This is a genomic window from Vibrio sp. D420a (assembly GCF_030248625.1).
Lineage (GTDB): Bacteria > Pseudomonadota > Gammaproteobacteria > Enterobacterales > Vibrionaceae > Vibrio > Vibrio fortis_A.
Genome location: NZ_JAHGAN010000001.1, coordinates 34,872 through 60,539, shown reverse-complemented (window position 1 = coordinate 60,539; position 25,668 = coordinate 34,872). Strand labels below are relative to the sequence as shown.

Annotated in this window: 27 protein-coding genes; 13 read left to right on the top strand and 14 right to left on the bottom strand. The window is 45.1% G+C overall.

Annotated elements, in window-relative coordinates; all coding sequences use genetic code 11:
- Positions 1-35 precede the first annotated feature (35 nt).
- Entirely contained in the window at positions 36-992 is a 957-nt protein-coding gene (locus KI743_RS00305) for a glycosyl transferase family protein (RefSeq protein ID WP_285464114.1), read from the bottom strand.
- Positions 993-1,163: 171 nt separating this feature from the next.
- Here KI743_RS00305 and KI743_RS00300 point away from each other — a divergent pair, with 171 nt between their 5' ends.
- On the top strand, positions 1,164-1,772 hold the full coding sequence (locus KI743_RS00300) for a TetR/AcrR family transcriptional regulator (RefSeq protein ID WP_285464113.1): 609 nt from the start codon (positions 1,164-1,166) through the stop codon (positions 1,770-1,772).
- A gap of 103 nt (positions 1,773-1,875) precedes the next feature.
- Positions 1,876-2,370 (top strand): peptidylprolyl isomerase, encoded by a 495-nt coding sequence (locus tag KI743_RS00295; RefSeq protein ID WP_285464112.1) that lies wholly within the window; start codon positions 1,876-1,878, stop codon positions 2,368-2,370.
- 162 nt (positions 2,371-2,532) lie between these two features.
- Here the strand turns inward: KI743_RS00295 and KI743_RS00290 are convergent, their stop codons facing one another.
- Positions 2,533-2,997 (bottom strand): cytochrome c, encoded by a 465-nt coding sequence (locus tag KI743_RS00290; protein WP_285464111.1) that lies wholly within the window; start codon positions 2,995-2,997, stop codon positions 2,533-2,535.
- 135 nt (positions 2,998-3,132) lie between these two features.
- Between KI743_RS00290 and KI743_RS00285 the strand changes: the two genes are divergently transcribed.
- Both KI743_RS00285 and KI743_RS00280 read left to right on the top strand, forming a co-directional pair.
- The gene (locus tag KI743_RS00285; RefSeq protein WP_285464110.1) at positions 3,133-3,774 is read left to right on the top strand and encodes a cytochrome b/b6 domain-containing protein; all 642 of its coding nucleotides are present in this window, start codon (positions 3,133-3,135) and stop codon (positions 3,772-3,774) included.
- Positions 3,775-3,788: 14 nt separating this feature from the next.
- On the top strand, positions 3,789-4,217 hold the full coding sequence (locus KI743_RS00280) for a MarR family winged helix-turn-helix transcriptional regulator (protein ID WP_285464108.1): 429 nt from the start codon (positions 3,789-3,791) through the stop codon (positions 4,215-4,217).
- A 46-nt stretch (positions 4,218-4,263) separates the two neighbouring features.
- Here the strand turns inward: KI743_RS00280 and KI743_RS00275 are convergent, their stop codons facing one another.
- The 4 genes from KI743_RS00275 to KI743_RS00260 all read right to left on the bottom strand — a co-directional run bounded on the left by KI743_RS00275 (position 4,264) and on the right by KI743_RS00260 (position 7,901).
- Positions 4,264-5,127 (bottom strand): DMT family transporter, encoded by an 864-nt coding sequence (locus KI743_RS00275; protein WP_285464107.1) that lies wholly within the window; start codon positions 5,125-5,127, stop codon positions 4,264-4,266.
- Positions 5,128-5,247: 120 nt separating this feature from the next.
- Positions 5,248-6,345 carry an alkene reductase gene (locus KI743_RS00270; protein ID WP_285464106.1) on the bottom strand — a complete coding sequence of 366 codons (1,098 nt, stop codon included), beginning with the start codon at positions 6,343-6,345 and terminating at the stop codon, positions 5,248-5,250.
- A gap of 13 nt (positions 6,346-6,358) precedes the next feature.
- Positions 6,359-6,739 (bottom strand): lactoylglutathione lyase, encoded by a 381-nt coding sequence (gene gloA / locus KI743_RS00265; protein ID WP_032549520.1) that lies wholly within the window; start codon positions 6,737-6,739, stop codon positions 6,359-6,361.
- Positions 6,740-6,965: 226 nt separating this feature from the next.
- Complete coding sequence (locus tag KI743_RS00260; protein WP_285464104.1) at positions 6,966-7,901, bottom strand: LysR family transcriptional regulator; 936 nt, start codon at positions 7,899-7,901, stop codon at positions 6,966-6,968.
- A 356-nt stretch (positions 7,902-8,257) separates the two neighbouring features.
- Here KI743_RS00260 and KI743_RS00255 point away from each other — a divergent pair, with 356 nt between their 5' ends.
- The 3 genes from KI743_RS00255 (at position 8,258) to KI743_RS00245 (ending at position 11,258) form a co-directional block, all read left to right on the top strand.
- A complete protein-coding gene (locus KI743_RS00255; RefSeq protein ID WP_285464100.1) occupies positions 8,258-9,160 on the top strand; it encodes a hypothetical protein in 903 nt (300 codons plus the stop codon).
- A 584-nt stretch (positions 9,161-9,744) separates the two neighbouring features.
- Positions 9,745-10,269, top strand: a complete 525-nt coding sequence (locus KI743_RS00250; RefSeq protein ID WP_306416726.1) for a magnesium transporter — start codon at positions 9,745-9,747, stop codon at positions 10,267-10,269.
- The gene (locus tag KI743_RS00245) at positions 10,269-11,258 is read left to right on the top strand and encodes an HlyD family secretion protein (protein WP_285464099.1); all 990 of its coding nucleotides are present in this window, start codon (positions 10,269-10,271) and stop codon (positions 11,256-11,258) included. The genes KI743_RS00250 and KI743_RS00245 overlap by 1 nt, the downstream gene beginning before the upstream one ends.
- A gap of 118 nt (positions 11,259-11,376) precedes the next feature.
- On the opposite strand, the gene KI743_RS00240 is transcribed toward KI743_RS00245, so the two are convergent.
- Together KI743_RS00240 and KI743_RS00235 are read right to left on the bottom strand one after the other, a co-directional pair.
- The gene (locus tag KI743_RS00240; RefSeq protein WP_285464098.1) at positions 11,377-14,475 is read right to left on the bottom strand and encodes an efflux RND transporter permease subunit; all 3,099 of its coding nucleotides are present in this window, start codon (positions 14,473-14,475) and stop codon (positions 11,377-11,379) included.
- A gap of 7 nt (positions 14,476-14,482) precedes the next feature.
- Positions 14,483-15,571, bottom strand: coding sequence for an efflux RND transporter periplasmic adaptor subunit (locus KI743_RS00235; RefSeq protein ID WP_152468412.1), 1,089 nt, complete (start codon positions 15,569-15,571; stop codon positions 14,483-14,485).
- Positions 15,572-15,778: 207 nt separating this feature from the next.
- On the opposite strand from KI743_RS00235, the gene KI743_RS00230 reads away from it, so the two are divergent.
- On the top strand, positions 15,779-16,393 hold the full coding sequence (locus KI743_RS00230; RefSeq protein WP_285464095.1) for a TetR/AcrR family transcriptional regulator: 615 nt from the start codon (positions 15,779-15,781) through the stop codon (positions 16,391-16,393).
- A 20-nt stretch (positions 16,394-16,413) separates the two neighbouring features.
- On the opposite strand, the gene KI743_RS00225 is transcribed toward KI743_RS00230, so the two are convergent.
- The gene (locus KI743_RS00225; RefSeq protein ID WP_285464093.1) at positions 16,414-17,304 is read right to left on the bottom strand and encodes a LysR family transcriptional regulator; all 891 of its coding nucleotides are present in this window, start codon (positions 17,302-17,304) and stop codon (positions 16,414-16,416) included.
- 422 nt (positions 17,305-17,726) lie between these two features.
- Between KI743_RS00225 and KI743_RS00220 the strand changes: the two genes are divergently transcribed.
- Together KI743_RS00220 and KI743_RS00215 are read left to right on the top strand one after the other, a co-directional pair.
- Positions 17,727-18,032 carry a monooxygenase gene (locus tag KI743_RS00220; protein WP_285464091.1) on the top strand — a complete coding sequence of 102 codons (306 nt, stop codon included), beginning with the start codon at positions 17,727-17,729 and terminating at the stop codon, positions 18,030-18,032.
- Between the two features lie 60 nt (positions 18,033-18,092).
- The gene (locus KI743_RS00215; protein ID WP_285464089.1) at positions 18,093-18,470 is read left to right on the top strand and encodes a hypothetical protein; all 378 of its coding nucleotides are present in this window, start codon (positions 18,093-18,095) and stop codon (positions 18,468-18,470) included.
- A 53-nt stretch (positions 18,471-18,523) separates the two neighbouring features.
- Here KI743_RS00215 and KI743_RS00210 read toward each other — a convergent pair whose 3' ends face one another.
- Positions 18,524-19,048 (bottom strand): lipocalin family protein, encoded by a 525-nt coding sequence (locus KI743_RS00210; RefSeq protein WP_285464087.1) that lies wholly within the window; start codon positions 19,046-19,048, stop codon positions 18,524-18,526.
- 205 nt (positions 19,049-19,253) lie between these two features.
- Between KI743_RS00210 and KI743_RS00205 the strand changes: the two genes are divergently transcribed.
- Positions 19,254-20,930, top strand: coding sequence for an amidohydrolase (locus KI743_RS00205; RefSeq protein ID WP_285464085.1), 1,677 nt, complete (start codon positions 19,254-19,256; stop codon positions 20,928-20,930).
- A 67-nt stretch (positions 20,931-20,997) separates the two neighbouring features.
- Here KI743_RS00205 and KI743_RS00200 read toward each other — a convergent pair whose 3' ends face one another.
- Positions 20,998-21,480 carry a hypothetical protein gene (locus tag KI743_RS00200; RefSeq protein ID WP_285464084.1) on the bottom strand — a complete coding sequence of 161 codons (483 nt, stop codon included), beginning with the start codon at positions 21,478-21,480 and terminating at the stop codon, positions 20,998-21,000.
- 347 nt (positions 21,481-21,827) lie between these two features.
- Here KI743_RS00200 and KI743_RS00195 point away from each other — a divergent pair, with 347 nt between their 5' ends.
- Positions 21,828-22,262: a GNAT family N-acetyltransferase gene (locus KI743_RS00195; RefSeq protein WP_285464082.1), complete on the top strand. Its 435-nt coding sequence runs from the start codon at positions 21,828-21,830 to the stop codon at positions 22,260-22,262.
- Between the two features lie 22 nt (positions 22,263-22,284).
- On the opposite strand, the gene KI743_RS00190 is transcribed toward KI743_RS00195, so the two are convergent.
- Together KI743_RS00190 and KI743_RS00185 are read right to left on the bottom strand one after the other, a co-directional pair.
- A complete protein-coding gene (locus KI743_RS00190; RefSeq protein WP_285464080.1) occupies positions 22,285-22,710 on the bottom strand; it encodes a septal ring lytic transglycosylase RlpA family protein in 426 nt (141 codons plus the stop codon).
- 250 nt (positions 22,711-22,960) lie between these two features.
- The gene (locus KI743_RS00185) at positions 22,961-23,560 is read right to left on the bottom strand and encodes a LysE family translocator (RefSeq protein WP_150871664.1); all 600 of its coding nucleotides are present in this window, start codon (positions 23,558-23,560) and stop codon (positions 22,961-22,963) included.
- Between the two features lie 120 nt (positions 23,561-23,680).
- Here KI743_RS00185 and KI743_RS00180 point away from each other — a divergent pair, with 120 nt between their 5' ends.
- Entirely contained in the window at positions 23,681-24,166 is a 486-nt protein-coding gene (locus tag KI743_RS00180; protein WP_004739989.1) for an Lrp/AsnC family transcriptional regulator, read from the top strand.
- Positions 24,167-24,273: 107 nt separating this feature from the next.
- On the opposite strand, the gene KI743_RS00175 is transcribed toward KI743_RS00180, so the two are convergent.
- Positions 24,274-25,644: an L-serine ammonia-lyase gene (locus KI743_RS00175; protein WP_285464076.1), complete on the bottom strand. Its 1,371-nt coding sequence runs from the start codon at positions 25,642-25,644 to the stop codon at positions 24,274-24,276.
- Between the last annotated feature and the right edge of the window lie 24 nt (positions 25,645-25,668).

The following is a 25,668-nucleotide window of genomic DNA, read 5'->3' as shown; positions in this document are numbered from 1 at the left end:
ATCTGTCGACTTTCAATAGCTATCGACATTCAAAGCTAACGACGACAATACGCTTCCCACAATTCAGAAGCACGTTTATACGCTTCTGGTTTATCGTGAGTCTCAGCAAACAATACCGCCGTCATCGTATCGACCACGCTGTTAGCCATCATCTCCATTTCCTCTTCTGGGGTGCCGAACACACAACTTTCAGGTAGCGATAGTCCTTCATGCATGCTGCCCTTCCAATAAAAAGACTCGACCTTCTCAGGAGAACTCAACCAAACGGTTTGGCTTACCTTCGGGTTATATTCCGATTCACCATTCTGCCCCTTAAAGGAGATCACCGAGTGCGATTTGTTGCCAATTACATGCTCAACTTCCGCGTGTAATTGTGGGAAGCCTGGGTGAAAGCTACCACGGACACCTAATCGACCACCACCAGGGTTAAGGGCTCGAACCACAGTATTAATTGGCGTACGTAAACCGTAACGGTGTTTCCAACCAATCATGGTTTGAGCCTCAGGGGCAAAGTTTGCCAAAGGAAGATAGGCAATACCCTCTTTCTCTAGAATCTCTTTCGCGTGCTCAGGATTGTCGGCACGCTGCACATTCACATCTTGAAGGTGCGTTTCTACATGCGTTCGGCCACTCGGTTTGTCCATATAACCGTGCATTAATATCTTATAGCCACTATCCGCTAAAATTCTCGCAGCCAGCAAGTTCCATGGCTTACCGCTGATTGAATCGTTGCGTTTACCGGCATAACAAGGCCAATCAATGTCTGCGCCCAAATCTGGAACTCGAGATTGGAATGCTTTAACAAAGCCAGCAATCTCTTCATTCGTCTCGTTTTGTACGCGAATTAGCATCAGTAGCATCGCCATCTGGTCGTCTCCAACTTGACCACTCAAATACTCATCCATGATGCGATAGGCCTGTTCAAACGTCAGAGGCTTGCGACCTCTTTCTCCTCGTCCAACAGTACGAATACACTCTAAAATACTACTCATTGATGTCTAATTCTCTTCTCTCTAACAACTAAAAATAAGAAACCTGCTTCGATTCTATGCTACCCAGCCAGTCAAGCAAAGCGCTACAGCACAATCCTTGATACTAAAAGTAAACTACTTAGTGTAAAATAATAGAATACCGTGCTAATTTGAGATTAAGTTGTATTTCTAATGACCGTTAAAAAAACACTGAGCCAGAAGAAACGTGAAGCCATCGTTGAAGCTGCTATTGCCGAGTTCACCGAAAATGGATACAAGTCCACCAGCATGGATAAGATTTCAGCGAGAGCAGAAGTATCGAAGCGCACTGTCTACAACCACTTTGCCAGCAAAGAGCTGTTGTTAGATGAGATTCTCGATAACATCTGGACCAAAACATTAGTCGCAACTCACTTCCCATATCAGCAGGAGCTGTCACTGGCTGAGCAACTGACTGCAATTGCCAATCAAGAACTCGATTTACTTGAATCTGAGGGCTTTATTAATCTTTCTCGTGTGTTGTTTTCTGAGTACTTCCACAACAAAGAACTCGCTTATCAAGCAATGGAGAAATACTCTCAAGCTGAGAGTGGCTTGACCATTTGGATTAAAGCAGCGCTAGCAGACGAACGCTTAATTGAACTTGACCCTCATTTCGCCTCGACTCAATTTATTGCCCTGCTTAAGTCATTCGCGTTCTGGCCGCAGATCATCGGTCACGCACCTTCTCCAGATACGGCACAACGAAACCACATTATTGACTCTAGCGTGCAGATGTTCCTAAAACAGTACCAACGCTAATCCCGAAAACAGTTGTGCGAAAGCCAGTATCATTACTGGCTGTTCAGCAGCGTTCACGTATACTTCCACTCATTATTTATCTAGCAATACAACGAGTAATTCTATGATCATTTTGACGACAAACTTTGGTGATATCGAGATCGAACTGAACTTTGATAAAGCGCCAGTGACTTCTAAGAACTTTCTGAAGTACTGTGAAGACGGCTTTTATGAGGGGACAACTTTTCACCGAGTGATCGAAGGTTTTATGATCCAAGGTGGCGGCCACACCATTGATATGACTGAAAAACTAACGCGCGCACCTATCGTCAACGAAGCAAACCGCGGTCTAAAAAATGTCGTAGGTTCAATTGCGATGGCGCGTACTGATGCCCCACACTCAGCAACGGCTCAGTTCTTTATCAACCTAGATGACAATGATTTTCTTGATCACACAGCGACGACCAATGCAGGTTGGGGCTACGCAGTGTTTGGTAGAGTCATTGCAGGTATGGATGTTGTTGAGAAAATTGGTGTCGCGCCAACAACGACACGCTGGGGACATGAAGATGTACCATGTGAAGATATTGTCATCTCAAAAGTAACGGTCAAGCAATAAGACTGACGCTTTCCAGTAGAGGCTCTTCAGCAACTACGACATATCACTAGTCGGTGCACAGCACGGACATCTGCTGTGCACCGCGAATCAATACATCACTCACTGTTTAACCCGTCAGTACTCCAACTATTGCGTAGATTAGTACTGCTCGGCGTTTGCACTTTACCAACGAGAACGATAGCTACGGTGGCAGGCCTTGCATGTTCCGTTGGCCTTATCTAAACCACTTTTTGCCGCTGAGCTATTCTGCTCTAAGCTTGCTTGCAGTAGCTCTTGGTAACCTTCGTTCATCTCTAACATCAGACGCTCAAACTTTTCTGGCTTTTTCCAAACATCTGCTTTTGCTTTTCCGCCTTCACTGCCCTTATCAAAACTCACCAACAAGGTTTCACCGTGCACCGTTAACTGCTGACTGGTCTGTTGCAGCGAAGACCAATCCACATTGTTCTTTCTAAGCCCGAAATTTGCCGACTTACTCAACTTTTCAATCGATTGAAAAGCGTCTTGACGAGCTTGTACCGCATCCACCGTTTGCTCAGCGGCAGCGTTAGAAACTGAAAGTGGTGACAGAGCGATAAAAGTAACAAGGGCAGCTAAAGATAATGGTTTCACGTTAAATTTTTTCATAATCGATTCTCTATTCTGGGCGAATTTTAGGGCGGTTGATAGACTCAATGAAGATCAATTTACACAGCAATAGTTGCAATTGCAACTATTGCTGTGTAAATTAAATTCAAACCTACTTACATCAGGAATCACATTATGAAGATTTGGGACTTACCGACTCGCCTATACCACTGGCTTCAAGCTGCACTCTTCGTTGGACTCGCCGCATCAGGCTTTAATGGCCAAGGACCGCATGTTTATCTGGGGCTTGCCCTATTCTCGCTTCTGATTTGGAGAATCATTTGGGGCATAGTGGGTAGCGACACCAGCCGCTTTGCTCAATTTATCTCGTCACCGGCCAAGATCATTCGATATCTATCTGGCAAAGAATCAACCAAGCAAGGCCATAACCCACTTGGTGCATGGATGGTTGTCGCGATGATCGCAGTTCTAACGATTCAATGTTTAAGTGGGATTGTCATTGCTGGCCTATTGGATAACGTAATTGGACAGTGGCTAACCGATGAAGTCTTCAACGCAATGGTCACACTTCACATCATTGCGGCACGTGCTTTGGTCGCGTTTGTAGCCCTCCACCTGCTCGCTATCATCATCTACAAAATTCGCTCAAAGCCTTTAGTTTGGGCGATGATCAGTGGGCGAAAAACAATGGATTCAACGGATATACACGGAAACGCTGGCGATGTTTTGTACTTTGCCTCGAATAGAAAAGCTTTTGTCGTGCTAATTGCAGCGGTATTAGTTACGATGACAATAGTTGTAGTATCACTATTCTAGATAGGTATTCGATAATGTCTGAGACATTTGATAGACAAAACAGTTTTGGTTGGATGATCAATGTGATCGCCAACAAAGCCTCGAAAGAGTTCGATCATGAACTGAAAAAGCATGGGCTCACCATCGCTTTATGGCCGACTTTGATGTGCTTGTGGGAAGAAGAAGGTGTCACGCAAAAAGACATTGCTATCAAGTCAAAGGTGGAGAATTCAACAACGACTCGAACTCTAGACAAACTCGAGAAGCTAGAGCTTGTTGAACGTAGAGCCGATCCTGAAAGCCGTCGCTCATTTAGAATCTATCTAACTAAAAAGGGAAAAGCGCTTGAAGAAACCCTAATCCCAATTCCAATGCGCTTGAACAAAGAACTATTGGGTGCTTTGGATGAGGCCGAGCAACAACAGATGCTTCAGCTACTGAAAAAGATGGTTGCTGATATCTAACTGGTAGCCATGATACCCCGCTTGGATTTTGCCAAGCGGTGGTGGATTAGCCCTTTCTCGACAGGCGAATATAGCAAAACAGTGCGCCAATAATCACCGCTCCGCCGGCAAGCTTTTGTAGCTCAACCGTCTCACCAAGCATGGTCACGCTTAAGATCAATGTCCATACAGGTTCAAGGATCATAATAAGCGCGGCAACCTCCATATTCACAGAGTGTTGCCCTACCGTTTGTAACAAGTAACGAATCGCTGTCGCAACCACCGCAGACACCGTAAACCAGAAAACCAACGAACCGGTAATTTCGAATTCAGGCTGTCCTGTCATTGCAGCAAATGCCATCCCGCTGATACCCACCATAAACAGCTGAATACAGATAGAAGCTATAGGCTTAACATTGTTCGTCACACGTTTATTCATGACAAAATGCAGCGACAGCATGATTGAAGCGAGTAGAAAATAGATTTGGCTCTCTTCAAACGCCCAACCGTTAGTGAGCGTGAGCAGTAACATACCGATAATTGAGATAGGAAACGACAACCAGAACGCACGATTTGGCTTCACACGGAAAATAAGCCAAGAAACAAACGGCGCAATGATCATTGCCAGGCTGGTAATGAATGCCCCTTCAGACAGGCTGTCAGTAATCGAGACTGCATATACCCACACCTGCAGTGAGCCGGATAGAATCAAACCGACACCCGCTATCCCCAACAGTTGAGACCAACTCAATTGACGAATCAAACGAAAACAGAATGGCAGAAGAATCAGGCTAGCAGTGAAAAAACGCACACCGATGAATAGCGGCCCTGGCATCTCCAGTACCACTAGCTTTGACGCAATCCATCCGACTGCTGCCAATAGCGTTGCGCCTAATAGATAAACTTCACCACCGAGTGCTTTTAGTTTCATGAATCCTAATCCTAGAGCTTGCTCAGATTAATGATCAACTGAGCCAGAACAAAAAAAGCAACCCCACGTAAGCAAGGTTGCTAATTTACAAACTAAAGCAGTATAAACCGTCTTTATTGATTAGGCAGTATATTCTGGATAATCCGTCAGACCTTTTTCCGCACCACCAAACAGAGTGTTAGGATCGTGCGCAGCCAATGGGTAACCATTTTGAATACGCGCTGGTAAATCTGGGTTCGCAACAAATGGACGGCCAAAACCAATCATATCCGCAGTGCCTTCAGCCACGGCCTCTTCACCACGCTCACTGTCGTAACGACCAGCCCAAATCAATACACCTTGATACGCTTCACGTACCGCTGTTTTGAATGTTTTTGGCGTTTCTGGTGCATCGTCCCAATCAACTTCAGCAATGTGCAGGTAAACTATCTTGTATAGGTTAAGTAGCGCAGCAGCAGCTGTGTAAGTCTCTACAGGTGTCGCATCAACCGTACCATTTAATGACGTGAATGGTGCAAGGCGAACACCAACACGGTCAGCGCCGATGGCATCAACCATAGCTTCAACCACTTCACCTAGGAAACGCAGACGGTTTTCAATAGAGCCACCGTATTCATCTGTACGGTTATTCGCTTCAGAATCAATAAACTGGTTCACTAAGTAACCGTTCGCTGCATGAAGTTCAATACCATCAAAACCAGCTTCAATCGCATTCAGAGCTGCTTGGCGGTACTGCTCGACCACCATTTTGATGTCATCTTTGGTCATTTCGCGCGGCTCAACCACGTCAACAAAACCCGGCTCGTCGGTACCATTATCAATAAACACTTTCACGTTTTCCGCTTTCAGTGCAGATGATGAAATTGGTTGTTCACCGCCGATGTTATCTGGGTGCGTTACACGGCCTACGTGCCATAGCTGTGCGAAAATCTTACCGCCTTTCTGGTGTACTGCATCAGTCACCTTTTTCCAGCCAGCGATTTGTTCTTGAGTATAAATGCCCGGAGTCCAAGCGTAGCCTTGGCCCATTGGAGAGATTTGAGTACCTTCAGCAATAATAAGACCAGCAGAAGCACGCTGTGCGTAGTATTCAGCCATCATCTCGTTCGCAATGTTACCCGGCTGTGTTGCACGAGAGCGAGTCATCGGAGGCATCACAATACGGTTTGCTAGAGTCAATGAACCTAATTGAATTGGTTGAAATAGTGCGTCTTTCATTTTTCTGCCCTTATTATTTTTCTAGTTGGATAAGTTCGATAGCGTAGCCATCAGGATCTTTAACAAACGCGATATGCGTTGTGCCACCAAGAACTGGACCAGGCTCACGCGAAACATTGCCACCCAGAGCTTTAATGTCAGCGCATGCCGAGTAGATATCTTCAACGCCTAATGCTAAGTGACCAAAGGCATTGCCCATCTCGTACTCGTTGGTATCCCAGTTGTAAGTCAGCTCGATGGTTGTACCGCCTTGCTCATAACCAACAAACACAAGTGTGTAGCGATATTCCTGATTTTCGTGACGCTCTAGCTCTTTCATGCCCAACACTTTTGTGTAGAACTCAATCGACTTATCTAGGTCAGCAACGCGAATCATAGTATGTAGGAATTTCATAATTTCACCTTATTGGGCTCTGCGTACTCGCAGAAAAAATCATTGGCACTCGCCATTTCTTGAGATGAATATTACGAAATGAACCTAGAGACGTGAAATTATCATTAGCTATCAATCTAATAATTTTTTGTTATCAACATCAAATCACTGAACAAGGTGAAAGACAGACAGGGCTGGCGATTAGCTAACCAGCCGAGGACAACTAAAAAGGAGTTGGGAGAGACGACTAAAAGACCAAAGGTTTGTCGTTGGTTATGTCTGAAAGCTTGTGAGGCGACCCTAAGACTTGCTCTCTAAACCAGCGGTGAGCTGGGTCTGATGTTTGACGCTTAAGCCAGATCAGATAATGAGAAATAGGTTGATACTCGAAAGGTGGCTTAAAGAGCTGTAACTTTAGTTGCGTTTGAAATTGCAATGCCAGCGATGTTGGCAGCGCTGTAACGTAATCCGACTGACTCACCAACAACATACTGCTGAATAGCGACCTTCCACGAAACACAATCTCCCTTTGCGACAAGTCGAGCGATGTATAGTGCTCAAGGCTTCTAGCCTTACGACGCCTTCGCTCTAGTACCGCATGTTTCTCTTGTAGGAACTGTTCTTGCGTAATCTTGCCTTGAATCCTCGGATGCCCCTCTCTACAAACCACGACAAAGTCGCTTTCAAGTAACTTTACGCTTTCGATACTTGGATGCTCAGGAACCACGATGTCGATCATTACATCATACTTGTTAGTCAGAAGATCTTCGTAAATGCTTTCGTCATCATCATCTTGGTCATGAACGGCAAGTTGAAGGTTCGGATTAGGCAATGAACCAAAGTGGTTGAGCAACATCCACTGCAAATGTTCAGGGCTCGAAAGTGAAAACTTACGGTGAGAGCTGTGAGGATCGAAGTCCGCCATTGAACTAAACACACCGTTAAGCTGTTCAATTGGTGCTTTGACCTGCTGGTACAACATCTGAGCATACGACGTCGGTACCACACCACGGCCTTTACGAACAAACAACTCTTGCCCAACATCTTTCTTTAAACGACTCAATGAAGTACTGATCGTGGACTGATTAGTACCCAGTTGAGTTGCAGCTTTACTGAGGCTACCCTGTTCCATCACAGCTGAAAAAACCGCTAAAAGGTTAAAATTGGGGATGTCGTTGCTCATAGCTCACGCTCTCAAGGTACTCGATATCTATATAATATCGCAATTTCGATAGGATGATATGGCGAATTAGATATTGCCTAAAGGCTACTTTTTAACTCAACCCAGAAAGATAATTCATGTATTTCATCGATTTAAATTAAAACCGCAGCCCTATATTCCTAGAGATATAAAAAAAAGTTATATTGAAAATAACTTTAAATATGAAGATGTAAACTTAATTAGAAATACATAAATCAATAAATTCATATTGTCTCAAATATTATGACACTGTGTTAATGATAGGCTTATATACATATTATTTTTTAATATTAGACTTGAGCCTACTTTCAGTTAAATAATATTAAGAGCCAATAATAATGAAAAAAATAGTTCCCGCATTGCTACTGAGCAGCCTTGCATTGTCTAATTATGCGAATGCTGAAGGTGAGCAACTTTCTGTACAAGAAGCCGCTAAAAAATCAGCGAACCCTGTATCTGACGTTTGGATGCTCATTACACAAAATGACTACACCTTCTTGGAAAAAGAAGACGGCCACCATGAAATGCAAAACCGTTTAAGCTTCCAACCGGTTATGCCTGTCCCTATCATGGATGGAGAGTGGAACTTGGTGAACCGCATAGTCGCTAACCACTACAGTGCTCCTGGCGATCGTGAAGATGGTGATTTCTTTGAAGGTCGTACTAACGGAATGGGCGATACCGTATTCCTATCTCTTGCAGCCCCTAACCGAGACGATGGGTTCATATGGGGCGTCGGCCCAACCGTTATAGCACCAACCGGAACAGATGGTTTAACACAAGACAAATGGCAAGTCGGCCCAGCCGCTCTAGTTGCGAGGTTAGGTAAAGAAACCGGACAACCAATGAACATAGATAGCTGGAACGTGGGTGTTCTTGCGCAGCAATGGTGGGATGTGGGTGGTAGTGACGGTATTACAAAGTCAACGAACCAAGCCGATATCCAATACTTCTTAAATTACCGAGTGAGCAACACTGCACTCATTGGCATGACACCCAATATTCAAATCGATTGGGAGAAAAGTGGCTCAGACCGATTCACAGTGCCAGTCGGCCTCGGTTACATTGATATGTTCAAAGTCGGTCCGATGCCAGTGCGTTGGGGTGTGGAACTTCAATACTACGTCATGAAACCAGATGCGAATGTTGGCACAAGCAACCCATCAGAATACATTCCATACTCACCAGATTGGAACTTAAAGTTCTTTGTGGCTCCCGTTACTCTGAACCCGTTTAAATAAACACTTCAAAGAGACAAGTCATCAAAATTTGTCTCTTTTCTATAAATCTTATCACCTGTACTTATCCGAGCTTTCTTTGATCTAAGCCAAGCAAGCTGTCGAACTTTCAACAACAAGTTTGAAGCGACGCAATTTTACCGATCCCCCTCAAACTACCGATATTAACTTATCGCAATTACGATATTGTAAAATCGTAATACTAGGTAGATTCGAGTAATTTCTGTTCTTATTATCGCGGCAACGAATGAATTATTCGATAACACTTACAGAATCTTAATTAATTGCCGATTATTAATTTTTGCACAAGACACTATGTCAGGTACTATTTAATATGGCTTTATTACATCAATGCGTTTGTAAAATATATTATTACTCTTATTGGTTTTATTGAATATTCATGAGTTAAAGGGGAAATTTGTAGTCCTCTATGCTGAGAATCTGTTGCTTGGACTTTCAACATCCTAACTAATTCTATTTTGAAGGAATCGTGTCTTTCCAGCGATTTACACCTTCAATTAACCTTTATGGATGTCGACAGAAGTTATCGAGTCACTTTCTCTCTCCTTATAAAAGTAGGTTGAGATATGAATATTCTAAAAACTATTTTCCAAAAGATCTGGGCCATTGTGATGGTCTTAGTGAAGTTCTGCTTATTTATGGCGCTGATGCTTGCGGGAGCTTGGGCGCTTGCACCACTAGGCACAATCCATTCAAAAAACATCGACCTCTCTCAGTTTAACAACCATCCCAACGAGATGATGATGAACTTCTTTCAGTCAGAGTACTTCTCTGGCTACCTTTTTGCAGTGACCATTGCGGTGACTTTGGCTGTCATCTATGGCCTTTGGCAGGTCCATGAATTAGGTGTCCATAAAGCGAAAGAACATAAAAGTGCACACGTGCAGATTGTCTTCGCCTTATCGCTTTGCGGCCTGTTCATCAGCAAAACTTTCTGGGTGATTGCGTTAGTCATCGCATTGGCGAACTGGAAGCATATCGGTCAGTCAATCAGTGATGTCATTCGTCGCGGTATAACCCCGACCTCACCAACACCACCTAGCCCACTTCATAGTGAGCCTACCACTCGCACAGAAAAAGAGGCAGCATAATGAAAGAGATGATGATCCCATACATTCTAATTGTATGGTCCCTATTTGCCACTGGCGCACTCAAGAAAACCATTAAGAACTACACGTGGGCAGCGATCGGCGGTGTGCTTATTCTGGCGGTATTGGCGGTTATTTCGCGCCTTTGGGCGCCGGTTGATCTTACTAACTCAACCACAGTAAAAGCGCCTCACGCAGTGATGTCACCTGTGTTTGGCCAACAGATCGACGAGATCATGGTCGATCACAACCAATTAGTGAAAAAAGGCGATGTGCTTTACACCCTAGTTGACATCAACTCGGCGGCGGATAAAGCAAAAATAGAAGCCGCAATTGTTCAGAAAGAAGAACAGATTAAGCAGATGACCCGCGATATCTCTCGTGCTGATACCTCTCCAGAGATCTTCAACGCGCGTGATGTTGAGAAATACAACTCGGATCTGCGTGTGATGAATTCACAGCTAGCATCTCTGAAAGCTGACCTACAGAAAGTAAACTGGGCGCAAGAGAAGAAGACCATCACCGCAGAGTTTGATGGTCAGGTCTCTATCGTTAATATCGCTGAAGGTTCAGTGATGGGTAACATGCACCTCTACAACACAAGCAAGAAGTTCTTAGAGATGCGCGTCTCTGACCAAACCTATGGTTACGTTCAAGAAGGTGATTTTGCAGAGTTCTACGTTGATGCTTACCCAGGCCACGTCTTCCGCGCTAAGGTACACAGCTTTAATGCAGGTACAGGTGAAGCAGGTATTTCGCCATTCCAAGGCCCACAAAGCGTTGGTCAGCACGTGGTTCGTAACGGCAACGGTTTAGGTCGTACTGTGGTTCTAGAGATCATCGAACCAGAAGGCTACAACATTCCAATCGGTTCGACAGGTGCTGCTTGGATTTCTGCAGAAAAGCCGCATCCATTTTGGGGCTTCATCGATGTTATCGGCGCAGCAACAGTTCGCCTACAATCGTACAAGTCGTACCTAGGCGCTTGGTAAGCACTCGATTGGTTGAATTATTAAGTAGGCCTACTGTAGTTACGAGTTAAATAAAAAGGTGAGGCTCTCTTAGCCTCACCTTTTCTTTACTTGGTTTTCTAAACTATTTGGGAAACTATTACGCTAATGCAGCTGAGGTGTGTAGCCCCTTTTTGCGTGTCATTAGGTGGAACACCACTGGCACGAAGTAGAATGAAATCAATGTAGTCAGTACCGTACCGCCAACAATCGCAACCGCGAACGGAGGCCAGAAACCACCGCCAGCGATGATAAGCGGTATAAAGCCACCGACTGTGGTGATTGTGGTTGAGCTGATATGACGAGTACACGACATGACTGCGTTCACCACTGCATCCACACTGCCCGACGATGCGTCTTCATCTAACTTAAGCTCCGTCAGAATCACGATTGCAGCATTAATGGCAAGGCCTGCGATACCGAGCATTGCAATGATCACCGTGAAACCAAACGGATAACCGAATATCCAAACCGACAATAAACCGAGTCCACCAGCCAAGGCGGCAACCATGAAGATAATGGTACTTAACCTGAACGAGTTGAACGACATCACAACCACCAACACCATCAATACCACAACGACTGCTACATTAGAGATCAAGCTATTCACTGAGTGATCACGCTCGGCAGATTCACCACCAAAATCAATGGTGTAGCCTGATGGAATCTCGTAGCTCTCTAAACGTTCTTGGAACTCATTAAGCACAGTTTGTGGCAAAACACCCGCCTCAATGTAGCCTTCAATGGTATTCACACGCTGGCCATTACGGCGAGTAATTGCGCCGCGACTGGTTGTTAATTCCAGCTCAGCCAAAGTCGAGACGTTAATCCCCGTCGAATAGATTTCCGAGTTGATCGGCAAACGAATATTACTTAGGTGAGTCAAATCTTCACGTGCATCATCAGCCACGCGAACACGGATTGGTACCGATTCGCTGCCCTCAATCACCGAGCCACTTTCACGGCCAGTAAGTGTTGTTTGCAGAAGCCCAGCAAACTGATTCAATGAAATACCATTTAGCTTGGCAGTATCTTCATCCACTTTGAGCCACACTTTTGGCGTGCCCGGCTGCAGTGTTTCACGAGTGTGTGTCACATGCGGAATACCCGCTAAGATCAGACGTACATCTTCACCAATCGCTTTCAGTGTATCGAGGTTCTCACCGTATACACGCAGTTCCACAGGCGCCGTAAACGGAGGGCCTTGATTCAGTTTACGCACCAGAATTTGAGCTTCAGGCACCTCTTTATCTAACACCTTTTGCAACTCAGGAATCAGTGCATTGGCTTGGACAAAATCTCCGGTTTTCACCATTGCTTGAGAGAAGTAAGGCGCGTTGTTTTGCCTTGCTTGAAGGTTGTAATAGAACGATGGGAAGTTCGCCCCCACCAGCCAATCAATACGCTCTACCGCAGAGTAGCGATGGATGATTTCATCAATTCGCTCAGAGGTTTGCTTGGTCGCATAAACACTCGCTTGTGGCGGCATGTAGACCTGAATCTCGAACATGTCTCGATCCGAAGGTGGGAAAAACTGCTCGGTCAGTTGCGACATGCTCCAGTAGCCAGTGAACGGCACCAAAAGAACTAATGCAATAGTGATGATGGGATGGGTAACACCAAAGCGCACCGATGACGAGAACCAGCGAGTTAACGCAGGAATACGAAGCCCCGTCATGTACCAATAGTGTTCTCCTCGCTTATCGACATCACTTAACTGCTTTGGCAGCAATCGGGTTGCGAGACCGGCGATCAGAGTATGAGAAATCACATAAGAGCCAATCAGTGAGAAGGACACGGTAATCGCAATGCCACCCACAAACTCACCAGAGGCACCCGGCATCAGAATGATCGGCGCGAATGCCAATACCGTGGTTAGTGTTGAACCCAATAGCGGCACCCATAAATGCTTCAATGCATTCATAGTTGCTTCAGCTCGATGTTGACCTTTAAGTCGATACGCTTGAATGGTATCCACCATCACTACCGCGTTATCTACCATAATCCCTAGTGCCACAATCAAGCCCGTCACCGACATCTGGTTGATAGGTACGCCGGTCATCTTCATGATGGAAAGCGTGAGCAAAGACGTTAAAGGCAGCGAAATCGCAACCAAGATTGCAGCACGAACACCAAGGGTGACAAACAGAACAATCAAGATAAGAACAAAACCGATCAACAAGCTTTCGCCGAGATCGTTTAGACGTGTCTCTGTATAACCTTGCTGATTAAAGAGCACATTAACGTGAACGTTGCTTGGTAGCTCTTGCTCGAACTTCTCAATTACCGCATTGGCGCGTGATGTCCAATTATCGACACGTAAGTCTGGGTGCATACGCGCAGCAACAATCACACCCGGCTCACCATCGATAATCGCGATCTGATCTTGTGGTGTTTTTTCACCTCGTGATACCGATGCGATATCTTCAAGACGAACGATGTGGCCATTGGCGTCGGTTGCAATAGGCACTTGTTTGATACGTTCAATGGAATCTAGCTCGGACTCAATCTCTAAACCAAAGCGAGAGTATGAACTCACTAACTCACCAGCCGAGTTCTTGGCATCAGCCCCTTCCAGAGACTCAGCAATATTGGCACTCGAACGACCGAGCGCAGCAGCATCGGCAGTGCGCAAGTTAATCTGAATCTCTTCTTGTGGCATTCCGTATTCATCAACGAACTCAGTACCCGACAAAGTTCTCAAACGTTTGGCAAGCTCTTTGGCATAACGCCCTAGAGTTAAGCGATCCGGCTCTCCTGCTCCTGTCCAGGTTAACGCGGTAATAGTGGTAAACGCGTAGGTGTGGTCACTATCCAAATCCGGAGATTGTGCACCAGCAGGAAGAAGCGGTTCAACGTCGGACAGCTTGTCTCGCGCTTGTGACCAAACTGGTTCAGGCTCTGTGATAGTATCGTCCAGCTCAAGTGTCACAATCGACACACTAGGGCGAGAGGTTGAGCTGACTAGCTTCACTTCACTTAACTCACGCAGTTTATTTTCGATGACCTCAGTCACTAAGGTTTCGACTCTCTCTGCGCTCGCTCCTGGGAAACTAGTGGTGATGTTAGCGTAGCGGTTGATGATGACAGGGTCTTCTGCACGCGGCAGAGTCATGAAAGCGGAGATACCGCTCACCATCAACAACGCCGTCATTAAAATAAGCAATCGCGTATTGGAAATCGTCTCGATGATCTTCATGGGCAACCTACTTAGACGCCAATTGAAGAGGACTCACGGTTTGTCCCGGAACCAAACGATGAAGACCACTTGCGATAACCTGTTCACCCTCACTAATGGCACCCGTTACGTAAGCTTGTTGGTTATTGGCAAACAACACTTGTACGCTGCGTCGCTCTACTTGGTTATCCTCGCCAATCACAAACACATTCCACACCCCGCGCAGACCATCAATCAAACCAGTCAATGGGATCCAAAAACCTTGGTCATCAATACTCTCTTCAAATTGAAGATAAGCCAATTGACCTTCTAGCACCGAGGCTTGTTCAGGAAAAAGATAACGCAGCCCAACGCTTCGAGATTGAGTATCTACCATCGCACCCGGGTTAAGGAGACTCACATCATAAGACTCACCACCGACACGAATATGAGGTTGTGACAATGACGTCACTTTCTGCATTTGGTGAGCAGGGATACCAATAAAAGCCTCTTTGCCCTCGGAAGCGAGTAACGTCAGTGTCGGATTACCTACATTGACCACATCACCCAGAGAAACAAAACGGGTCGCAATGGTTCCAGAGTACGGGGCGAGAATTGTCGACTTAATCAGTCGCAGATCGTTGGCTTTCAATGAAGCATCAATACGCAATAGGTTAGCTTGAAGAACGCGCTGCTCACTGGTTAGCGAGTCAATTTCGGCCTCCGCACTAAAGCCCTTTGCTTTCAATGAACGCTGACGCTTTAGATTCGCTGCCACTAAGTTCAACTGAGCTTTGACTTCTTCAGCTTGTGCCTTAAGTTGGCTAAGTTCTGTTTCTAGCAACTGGGTATCTAAACGAATCAGAGGTTGGCCTTTTGTGACTCTGTCACCAACATCAACCATGATCTCTTCAACCTTGCCCGCCAACTCGAAGCCGAGATTGGCTTGCTGACCCGCTCTTACCACACCGACATATTCACGTTGCACCGCGTAAGCATCTGACTGTGCCAAAACGAGTGTTTCAACCGTAAGAATGGTTGGCTCAGCGGCTGGCTGTGCTTGCGTTGTTTCACCGCACCCTACAAGAAGAGTAGAAAGCGCGACAGCGACTGCGCTGCTCTTCATCAATTTATACATAATACTGTTCCTGTGCAGTATGTAGTTGTCCTATTTTTAGACTAACCAAACCAAACTAGACTGTCTAGTTTGATTATGTTAAAAATAGGTTTCATCGTTATTGATTGATAAAAGTGTCACAAAAAGCATAATGCTTACCCTGTGACAAATGACGCTGCATTTTGCACGCCAAAGACTGACTAATATCGAACCAACGAGAAGACAGACGTGACTAAAATCATTAAAAGTGAACAGAAGAGATCGCAAATTTTAACTGCAGCAAGTGAGCTTTTCTCTGAGTACGGCTACAAGATCAATATGGATCAGATAGCCAAAGCCGCTAATGTATCGAAGCAGACTGTTTACTCTCATTTCAAAAACAAAGACGTACTTTTTGAAACATGCATGCAGACCAAATGCGCCGAGCGAGAACTCAGCCCCGATGCTTTTGATATGAATGCCACGTTGGAAGATGAATTGGTAAAGTTTGGTGTGAAGTTTCAAGATTTGCTGTTAGATGAGCAATCACGACAAACTTTTCAGAATGCCGTCAGTCAATCTAACACCCACCCAGAGATCGCCTCTATCTATCTGGAAACAGGGCCTCAAAAGACCACAAAGCTACTGGCTGATTATCTACAGGCGAAAATCGACTCTGGTGATTTAACGTTGTCGACCTCTAGCTCGGCCATCATTGCGGCTCGTCAGTTACTACTAATGTTTCATGGCAAGTCCGCGTACTGGTCATTCTTCGGACATGACAGCGGCGAATCTAAGGAAGAAAGGCTAAACTACACTCGCGAATGTGTTGCACTATTCTTGAACGGAAATCAGAGCCGCTAAGTTGAGATTAAAGTTCAGAGCTAGCGAGAGACAGACTCTAACAGTAGTTCATAGAAGCGTTTTGCTGCAGGGCCTGTCTTTACGCCTTTTGGCAGCGTGAGATGCAGTGGGACATGATAACCACGGCCATTTTCTACATTAAGCACGGTCAGCTTGTCACTTCCTCGGCTATCAACAATGTGTTTAGGCAACCTGCAGTACCCTACTCCTTGCTCAACCGCGCCAAAGGCATGGTCGAAATTATCGACCGTAACGCGCTGACTTGATTTAAGCCAACCCACGTCCTTTTTATCTGCCACTTTCTCTACTGAGCCTAAATCTCTCACCACAATTTGTGGCAGTGACGATAGTTGATTGAGTGATAGCGACTCTTTGTTGGCTAAAGGATGTGAGCTGGCCACAACAGGTTCCATCACCGTGAAACCAAAAGCCTCTGCTGGGTAGTTAGTCACAGGCAGATTGATGATGGCAACATCTGCTCGCTCTTGGGTGACCATTTCTGTCGTTTTAGATAACGATGTCTCTGTCACCTGAATCGAAGTGGTGTTGTTCTCCGCCACAAAGGCAGCCATCGGCCCATAAAGACGTTCAAGACAACATAGATGATCCACCGCCACCACGATTTCAGACTCGACTCCCTTTGCTAACTGCTCGCTAATCAATTCGAGCTCTCGGGCTTGCTCTAACATACTGCTCGCCCTGCGAAGTAGCGCCTTGCCATCTTCTGACAACACCGCTTTGCGACCTTCGACCCTAACTAAAGAGACGCCGAGCTGGTCTTCCAGTTTCCTCAATGCATAGATCAAGGTGGTATGGCTCTTGTTCAGTTGCAACGCCGCAGCTTGAATGCTCCCAGCACGATCAATCTCGAACAGTGTTTGCCATTGGTCTAAGGTCGTCCTCAATCTCATTGGTCTAAAATCCTGACAGTAAATGACAATATTATGAACTTTTTTGTCGAATTTTTATAGGTAATATCTATCTCAACGGGCAATCAAGCCTTCAAGATTTTGCGAAATGGCAGCTCGCCTCAACGCAATGTTTAGGGCGTGTTGATCTTTCGAGCTGATTTTTGCAGCGAGTTGCTGGGTATTTCGACAAGGCAGAGGTTTTGATGTGTAGCTAGCCTACATGAAAAGCCGATAACGCAGTAGAAATGACCAGCAAACGCTGCCCAAAGGGTTCGGCTAAAAGCGTTTTACTCTTTGTTGAGGGGGATTTGCTTAGAATGACTAGGCTACTTCCCCCTCGCCGCGATTAAAACGCTTTTATCTCGAACAAAACTTAACCACGAAAGGTCAACACGCCCAAATAACTATTTGGAGAGATAACCATGAAACTACTACAAGTCGATTTTGAATTTAATGGCCCATTTGGTGAAGAGATGTCAAACGCGCTCGTTGACCTAGCGAAATCCATCAACAACGAACCGGGCATGATCTGGAAGATCTGGACAGAGAACGAAGCAGAAAAGCTTGGTGGCGGGGTCTACTTGTTCGAAGACCAATTGAGTGCCGAAGCTTATCTAGCCATGCACAGTGCTCGTTTAAAAGAAATGGGCGTCTCGGAAGTACGTGGCGTGATTTTTGATGTCAACCAGCCGTTAACTACCATTAACAAAGGTCCAGTTAACAGCTAATTGAGCGACTCGTTATTGCAATAAATTGTAGATATTGAAAGACAGAAGAAGAGATACGACATGAACAATAAAACGTTTCTAAGCCTACACAGCATTATTTACGCAGGGTTTGCCATAGCGCTGTTTTTCCTGCCAACGGTTATGTGGCCAATGTACGGTGTGGAGATCAATGATAAGTACGCTTATTTTCTGTCTCAACACACCAGTATCTTTCTTGGTGGCATCGCAGCAATAACCTGGTTGCTGCGCGATATTGAACCGAGTGTCAGTGCTAAAAAGTTAGTCCAAGCGTTGGTTGTGACCAATATGCTCGGTGCAATCATCACCTTGTACGCTGCTTTCACAGGCATCTTTGTAGGCTTTGGATGGAGTGACCCCGCGTTCTTCAGCTTCCTATCAATATTGAGTATTCGACAGTTACAGCTGCAAAAATCGTAAACTAAAAAGGAGAGCGTAGACTTTGCGCTCTCCTTTTTCTATCAAGTTACGTGTTAGTTAATCGCGTCGTGCGTGACGTAAATCAGCTCATCGATATTAAAACCGCGCTCTTTCGACATCTGCTTAAACTTCTCTAGTACCTCGGGGGCAACTTGTGGCGTTCTAGACAGCAACCATAAGTAATCCGTATCAGGACCAGAAACAAACGCATATTGGTAACCCTGTTTATCTAACTCAAATACCACATAAGAGCCGTAAAACGGACCAAAAAACGATACTTTCAGATAACCTTGGTCACTCCCTTCCACAAAATACGCTTTGCCTTCCGCTTCCTTCCACTCGCCCTTCTCTATTGAGTAGCCGCGATTAATCACTTTCACGCCACCATCGTCACGCAAGGAGTATTGAGCGCTGATATTACTCAGTCCTCTTTCAAACGAATGGTCTAAACGGGCAACCTCATACCATGTACCTAGATAACTGTCTAATTGGAATTCATTAACCGGTTTCACCGACTGAGGCATACCCAGACAGCCTCCCAAAAACACCACCGACATCAGCAACAAAAATCTTTTCATTCTTAATCCTTTTTAAGTGCATTAACGACAAGCAACTAATACGTTAATAATAGAAAAAGGTTCAGCGTTCACCTATTTAATCAGTGAGTTAACTAACAATTACTTCATTGAAGTCACACATTTTATTTTATAAAACGTAGAATCTCGCTCATCCCATTCAGGGTGTTTCTATAATTAGAAAAATGGATTAAATAAGCGAATCATTATGAGCCTATCTTCATCGGTTATTCCTCGTTTCGGTCTACTGCTGTCTGCTCTGTTGGTTTCCATCCCGAGCAAAGCCAGTGATCTACAAGTGTTCTCCAATGCCATCATTTATGGACATTACGAATCAGACACCTTAGTTACTGAAGGTGGCGTAATCACCTTTATAGGTAATCGAGACAAGGCTCTGTCTTTTGCAGGCTCTAACGCTCCTGAAATCAACCTGGAACAAGCTTTTGTTATGCCGGGCTTCATCGATAACCACAATCATGTATTTGAAGCTGCATCTGAAATGGGTGGCGTGTGTGAACTCGACTCAGAAGCTACGCTAGAAGAGCAGATACCTTACCTTGAAGTGTGCGCCGATCATGACTCCAAAGGCTGGCTCATGGGCTACGGTTTCTCGCTCGATGCGATCATGAACCACCCATCTGATTACACTCCACTCGAGATAATCGATTCTATCTTCCCCGATCGCCCGGTCGTGATCATGGAGCAAACTTCGCACTCTATGTGGGTCAACTCTAAAGCATTGAAAATCGCTCGTATCAGCGAACAGTCGCCCAACCCTCAAGGTGGTTACTACCTCAAAGATGAACAGACAGGAAAGCTGAATGGCATCTTGCTCGACAATGCCGGAGACCAAGTCATGGAGATCGCTTGGAACAGCCAAAACGAACTGTTTGAACAGAGTTATGAAGGTTTGATGGCAGGATTGGAAGAAGCCGCAGCGCACGGTATTACCACGATTGGTGATGGGCGCATGTATTGGAAACGCGGTTGGTATGACGTTTGGCAAGAAGCTGAAGAGAACACGGATTTAACGGCACGAGTTTCCCTTCGACCTTGGGTTTATCCTGAAATGGCGATGCCTTCTCAGCTAGAGGTATTTGAGAAGATGTATTCCAGCGATAAGTCTCGATTGCTTTTGGTTAATCAAGTCAAAATGTACAGCGATGGCATCGTAATTAATGGTACAGCGAAAACACTCGCCCCTTATCTGGACACCTATCTAACCGACTCACCTTATGGCATTAACTACATTCCACCAGAGCAAATGAAAGATTGGCTTGTGGCACTAAATGAGATCGGTTTTAGTGCTCATATCCATGCCATTGGTGATGGTGCGGTACGCGAGTCCCTCGATGCCGTAGAGCATGTGCGCAAACTTGGCTCAGACAAACCATACACCCTGACTCATGTTGAGCTGATCGACCAACAAGACATTCCACGTTTTCGCCAACTAGGCGTCTCAGCCGATTTTCAAGTGGGCTCAGATTACGTTGCACAACATAACCATGAGTGGGCGATTGCATTCTTAGGAACAAGAAGAGCGAAAGCCATGATGAACCTCAATGCCATTCTCAGAACCGAAGCCAACATTACTCTAAGCAGCGATTGGAATGTGCACGACATTAATCCCCTCGTCGGGATTTCAAACAGTTTGATCATGGGTAAAACAGGGCTCACCGATATCTATACAGCCATCGACGCCTACACGCTTTATCCAGCCAAAAGCCTCGGTATTGATGACATCACTGGCTCAATCGAAGTGGGTAAATCAGCAGACTTTGCCATTCTCGATAAAGATATCACGACGCTGACAGCAAGACAGATCGCCAAAACCAAAGTCCTGATGACGGTTCTTCGTGGGGATGTGGTTTACGAATCTGAATAAGTTTTTGGAATCACACATACGAAAAGAGCCAGCATCTACGCTGGCTCTTTCTACTTTAAGTCATCTGTTATGAAGCTTGTGATCGTTCGGCTTGCTTTTGGTTACTGTCATCCAGTGCGAAGTAAATCTTCGACACCACAATCTCTGAAATCAAGATAACAAACACCACCGCAAAGAACGCTACTACACCATTGAGTGGACCAGTGAAACTCACCTTGTCGTCAAACAAGATATTAATCGCTTCCAACATCACGAACTTCGAACCCACGAGGATGATGTAAGTCGAGATACCTCGGTAAACCTTTGGTGCCGTACCCGGCTTATTCTTAAAGTAATCGGCAATTTTATGTTCTAAACCAATCGATAGTTTAAGCAACAACTGAAGAAGAATCGCCGCGATAAACGAAATAGTAAATGACTCAATGTTCACGTACTCCCAATACTCGTCAAAGAAGTTGAGCACCACCAAATCCACCAACACCGCCAAGGTATAACCAACAAATAGTCGCTGTGGTGTATTAAAGCCGTAAACCTTTTCTACTTTACTCATTCTGTACTCTCTCTACTTTCTTGGATAACTTCGATTTGTGTACAGTCTAGCGTCAGAGATTCTTCAAAACTTACCATTTCATGACACCTCACCAAATGCATAAGTCGCGCCCAACAATTTACAGACTGCTATATCAAAAGTAGATGAGTTCCTATTTTTATCGAATGAGAGACTAAAAATCGTTGCGTAAAATTATTAGTAATAGGTGAACTTCACAAACCAAAGCCCCTAATAAGTAGCCTATTAAACTCGAGTAGCATGCTAAACCACTCAGATATTGTAGCTATAGTCCGTTAAGCTGTTTCAGCATGGATCCAAAGAAGAGTTAATTAAGGATATAACCGCATATGAACAAGGTCGTATTTAGAAACTGTATTGAAAACAGTCAACATTGGTTGGAGTTAGAAAAGCTCTTTCAAAACGAGTGGCCTGATTTTCTCTTTGTAGATAGCTACAAACACGATGCCAACCTTCCGCCAGTTTTGGTGGCTATCCGAGAGAATCAAGTGATTGGCGGCCTTGCTTACTCGTATTTCAAAGAGCCTCATGGTGACTCTGACGTTATTTGGCTTAATGCTCTGCTTGTTTTACCCGAATGGCGTGGCCAAGGCATTGCAAGCGAGCTCATCAACCGCGGCATCAAGCAAATCTCTAACGCCCTTCAAAGCCACCTTTATGTTTACACCAATGTACCAGCTCTTTACGAATCACTAGATTGGTCAGTCGTAGACATAGAAAGCGAACCGAACCATAGCGTGATGCGTTTTCCTCTCCAGTCATAAATCGAGAAGAAGTTGGACCAAATTAATGCTTGTACCTAAAGGTTTTACTGTCATCTATAATTTCAATTTTTACAGGTACTGTGCCCTTCTTTACATTGCCGATTTGTGCAAATGACTTGTAAGAGAGGTCTATTACACGGCCTTTAACAAAAGGGCCTCGGTCGTTAATTTTAACGTCGACCGATTTGTTGGTACTTGTATTTGTCACCCTAACGATTGTTCCAAACGGCAGAGTTTTATGAGCCGCTGTGTAAGCATTCATATCATAGATTTCGCCACTGGCAGTGAGCTTCCCATGGAATTTATTGCCGTACCAAGAAGCTTGACCAACCAAAGTATGTGATTTGGCATATTCCTTTGTTTTCGAGCTGCCAACTGCAGACGTTGAGGTGCATCCGACAAGGATAATGAGAGTAAGAGCGGTAAAGAGAATACGTAGATTTTTCATACTTGGCGATGTGGTTAATTTGGTTGTTAGTCTGAGTATAGTGACTTCCCAGTCCAAGCCACTATCTGTTCGGGCTTGGCATCTTTTCACGATCGACAGTGAATTCCGTCATCTTTACGAAAGGATTTATCTGTGGGAGGTTAAATTTAACAAGATGTTGAGAACATGTATCAAGCTGACAATCTATAAGTACAAAAAAAGGATCGGTATCTCAACCAATCCTCCAAAACTCGCCATTGCTTAGGGTATCTTAAGCAGGCTGATACAACATAAATGCCACTACCATCGCTAAGCTGCCACCCAAACAACGGTTAACCATCACCATCTGTTTTGGTGATTGCAATAGACGCTGCAGCATAGTGCCACAATACGCCCAAACCAACATACACAATACACCGGTCCCCACCATGATGGCGGTAATCGTCACCACCTGAATCAGGTAATCTGTTTGTGTGGTGATGAACTGAGAAAATACGGTCAGCGAAGCAATCCACCCTTTCGGGTTTAAAACTTGAATCAAAACACCAGACATAAATCCTGAGCGATTCACAGAATCTTCTTGCTCAATCTCCATGTTGGCAATCGACCACGCCATAAACAGTAAATAAGCTGCCCCAAGGTATTTCATTACCGTGTAGATCTCTGGGTAAAGGGTAAACAGGCTCACCAATCCCGCGCTTGAACCCGCCAGTATGATGATGATGCCAAAAGCATTACCAGAGACAAAAGGCAATGTTGCCGCAAATCCATATCGGCTTGATATCCCAAGCAATGCAATGTTTCCTGCTCCCGGTGTAATTCCAATCGATATTGAAAACAACAAGAACGCCAGCATTAATTGAGCGCTCATTCTTTCTCTCCTAGTTGATAAAACGTTAGTGGGAGAAGAGTTTACCGATTCGAGTAGGAATTAAATTGCTATATGCGTTAGTATTAAATCAAATTTGAGCAGACTTTTTCTAAAATCACCATGAAAGTGAAAGAATCCACCAACGAAGTGCTAGATGATACGGATATTGCCATTCTTGGACATATCCAAAAAGATGGGCGCATGAGTAACAGCAAGCTCGCCGAGAAGGTAAATCTGAGTGAAACACCCTGTTGGCGTCGTTGGAAGCGCATGGAAGAGACGGGATATATTGATGGTTATACCGCGCAACTGAACCGCAAAAAACTGGGCCTTCATGTGGCAGGTTTTACCCTAGTGACACTCGGCAACCATGAGGTTGAAAACACCGAGCCTTTTGAAGAGTTTGTCGCAGTCACAGACTGGATCACCATGTGCCACTGCATTGCAGGCGGAGCCGATTACATGATTCAGGTGTTGGCAAGAGATCTAGAAGAGTATTTTGAGCGAATCAGCTCTATTCGACGAGTGAAAGGCGTCAGCGCAATTCAATCTAACATCTCAGTGAAAGAGCTTAAGAACAGCTACCAACTGCCACTGCAAGATTAATTGATTTCAAAATAAGAAAGCCCAATCAGCGATATTGCGACTGGGCTTTTTGTTGTCGTACTTATAAGAGTATCTGCCGCAGAAAGGCTTGAGACTGAGCTGCCCCTCTATTCACACGGATGCGCAAGATGAATTAGCGCTAAACCGCCCAATGACGTTTCGCGATACTTCTTATTCATGTCTTTACCTGTTTGGTACATAGTCGCGATAACTTTATCAAGCGAGATCAAAGATTTACTGTTACGCTTCAAAGCCATGCGTGATGCATTAATCGCCTTCATCGCACCCATTGCATTTCGCTCAATACACGGCACTTGTACCAAACCACCAATTGGGTCACAGGTCATACCCAGCGAATGCTCCATCGCGATTTCCGCCGCAATACAAATCTGCTCATTACTGCCACCACGAAGTGCAGTTAAACCCGCAGCCGCCATAGAAGATGATACGCCAACTTCTCCTTGGCACCCGACTTCGGCACCTGAAATGGAGGCGTTGGTTTTGTACAAAATACCGATCGCGCCCGATACTGCTAAGAAGTCTTTCAGTTGCTTGGTATCCAACTCTTTGATAAAGCGATGGTAATACATCAACACAGCCGGAATAACGCCAGCAGCACCATTGGTTGGAGATGTGACTACCTGACCACCAGCCGCATTCTCTTCACTGACGGCGAAGGCAAACAAGTTAATCCAGTCCATGATTTCCATTGGATCGTTCTCAACCGCAGCATTCGCTTCTAACTTCTTCAGTAGGTTTGGAGCTCGGCGAGTGACGTTCAATCCACCATCCAAGATCCCTTCAGTTTCAAAACCGCGCTCCATACAACGCGACATCACGCGCCAAATCTGGTCTGCCTTTTCTGCAATCGCATCAACATCTTGGAAAGCGGACTCATTTTTCAGAATCATGCCGCCTAGGCTCATGCCATTCTTTTCTGCCTGCTCAAGCATCTCTTCAGCATTACTAAACGGGTACGTCACTTCAACAGACTTAGTTTGAGTGCCATTCTGGAGCTCATCAGCGGTTGCAATGAAACCACCGCCAATCGAGTAATAGGTTTCCTCAACAATGACATTTCCAGCTTGGTCAAAGGCGGTAATCATCATACCGTTCTCATGAAGTGGTAGATTGTCCTCATGGAATAGCATGTCAGTTTTATAGTTGAAACTGATAGTGTGGCTTCCACTTAACTGCATCTCACCACTATCAATTGCTCGACGCATCGCTTCATTAGCACTAGTGATTTTGATGGTGTCTGGTTTGTTGCCGAGCAATCCCAAAATAGTTGCTCTGTCGGTGTGGTGCCCGATTCCAGTGAGTGACAGCGAGCCATAAAGATCGACCTGAACACGAACCACCTCTGTGATTTTATCGGCAACTAACTGAGTGAAATGATAACCCGCAATCATTGGGCCGTTGGTGTGCGAGCTCGAAGGCCCAACACCAATTTTGTAGATATCAAAGATCGATAACATAGAACTACCAGTAAAAATCGGTCA

Bases quoted from the DNA above. Each gene is read 5' to 3' on its own strand.
- KI743_RS00305 (WP_285464114.1), bottom strand. From the start codon at position 992: ATGAGTAGTATTTTAGAGTGTATTCGTACTGTTGGACGAGGAGAAAGA.
- KI743_RS00300 (WP_285464113.1), top strand. From the start codon at position 1,164: ATGACCGTTAAAAAAACACTGAGCCAGAAGAAACGTGAAGCCATCGTT.
- KI743_RS00295 (WP_285464112.1), top strand. From the start codon at position 1,876: ATGATCATTTTGACGACAAACTTTGGTGATATCGAGATCGAACTGAAC.
- KI743_RS00290 (WP_285464111.1), bottom strand. From the start codon at position 2,997: ATGAAAAAATTTAACGTGAAACCATTATCTTTAGCTGCCCTTGTTACT.
- KI743_RS00285 (WP_285464110.1), top strand. From the start codon at position 3,133: ATGAAGATTTGGGACTTACCGACTCGCCTATACCACTGGCTTCAAGCT.
- KI743_RS00280 (WP_285464108.1), top strand. From the start codon at position 3,789: ATGTCTGAGACATTTGATAGACAAAACAGTTTTGGTTGGATGATCAAT.
- KI743_RS00275 (WP_285464107.1), bottom strand. From the start codon at position 5,127: ATGAAACTAAAAGCACTCGGTGGTGAAGTTTATCTATTAGGCGCAACG.
- KI743_RS00270 (WP_285464106.1), bottom strand. From the start codon at position 6,345: ATGAAAGACGCACTATTTCAACCAATTCAATTAGGTTCATTGACTCTA.
- gloA (WP_032549520.1), bottom strand. From the start codon at position 6,739: ATGAAATTCCTACATACTATGATTCGCGTTGCTGACCTAGATAAGTCG.
- KI743_RS00260 (WP_285464104.1), bottom strand. From the start codon at position 7,901: ATGAGCAACGACATCCCCAATTTTAACCTTTTAGCGGTTTTTTCAGCT.
- KI743_RS00255 (WP_285464100.1), top strand. From the start codon at position 8,258: ATGAAAAAAATAGTTCCCGCATTGCTACTGAGCAGCCTTGCATTGTCT.
- KI743_RS00250 (WP_306416726.1), top strand. From the start codon at position 9,745: ATGAATATTCTAAAAACTATTTTCCAAAAGATCTGGGCCATTGTGATG.
- KI743_RS00245 (WP_285464099.1), top strand. From the start codon at position 10,269: ATGAAAGAGATGATGATCCCATACATTCTAATTGTATGGTCCCTATTT.
- KI743_RS00240 (WP_285464098.1), bottom strand. From the start codon at position 14,475: ATGAAGATCATCGAGACGATTTCCAATACGCGATTGCTTATTTTAATG.
- KI743_RS00235 (WP_152468412.1), bottom strand. From the start codon at position 15,571: ATGTATAAATTGATGAAGAGCAGCGCAGTCGCTGTCGCGCTTTCTACT.
- KI743_RS00225 (WP_285464093.1), bottom strand. From the start codon at position 17,304: ATGAGATTGAGGACGACCTTAGACCAATGGCAAACACTGTTCGAGATT.
- KI743_RS00220 (WP_285464091.1), top strand. From the start codon at position 17,727: ATGAAACTACTACAAGTCGATTTTGAATTTAATGGCCCATTTGGTGAA.
- KI743_RS00215 (WP_285464089.1), top strand. From the start codon at position 18,093: ATGAACAATAAAACGTTTCTAAGCCTACACAGCATTATTTACGCAGGG.
- KI743_RS00210 (WP_285464087.1), bottom strand. From the start codon at position 19,048: ATGAAAAGATTTTTGTTGCTGATGTCGGTGGTGTTTTTGGGAGGCTGT.
- KI743_RS00205 (WP_285464085.1), top strand. From the start codon at position 19,254: ATGAGCCTATCTTCATCGGTTATTCCTCGTTTCGGTCTACTGCTGTCT.
- KI743_RS00200 (WP_285464084.1), bottom strand. From the start codon at position 21,480: ATGAGTAAAGTAGAAAAGGTTTACGGCTTTAATACACCACAGCGACTA.
- KI743_RS00195 (WP_285464082.1), top strand. From the start codon at position 21,828: ATGAACAAGGTCGTATTTAGAAACTGTATTGAAAACAGTCAACATTGG.
- KI743_RS00190 (WP_285464080.1), bottom strand. From the start codon at position 22,710: ATGAAAAATCTACGTATTCTCTTTACCGCTCTTACTCTCATTATCCTT.
- KI743_RS00185 (WP_150871664.1), bottom strand. From the start codon at position 23,560: ATGAGCGCTCAATTAATGCTGGCGTTCTTGTTGTTTTCAATATCGATT.
- KI743_RS00180 (WP_004739989.1), top strand. From the start codon at position 23,681: ATGAAAGTGAAAGAATCCACCAACGAAGTGCTAGATGATACGGATATT.
- KI743_RS00175 (WP_285464076.1), bottom strand. From the start codon at position 25,644: ATGTTATCGATCTTTGATATCTACAAAATTGGTGTTGGGCCTTCGAGC.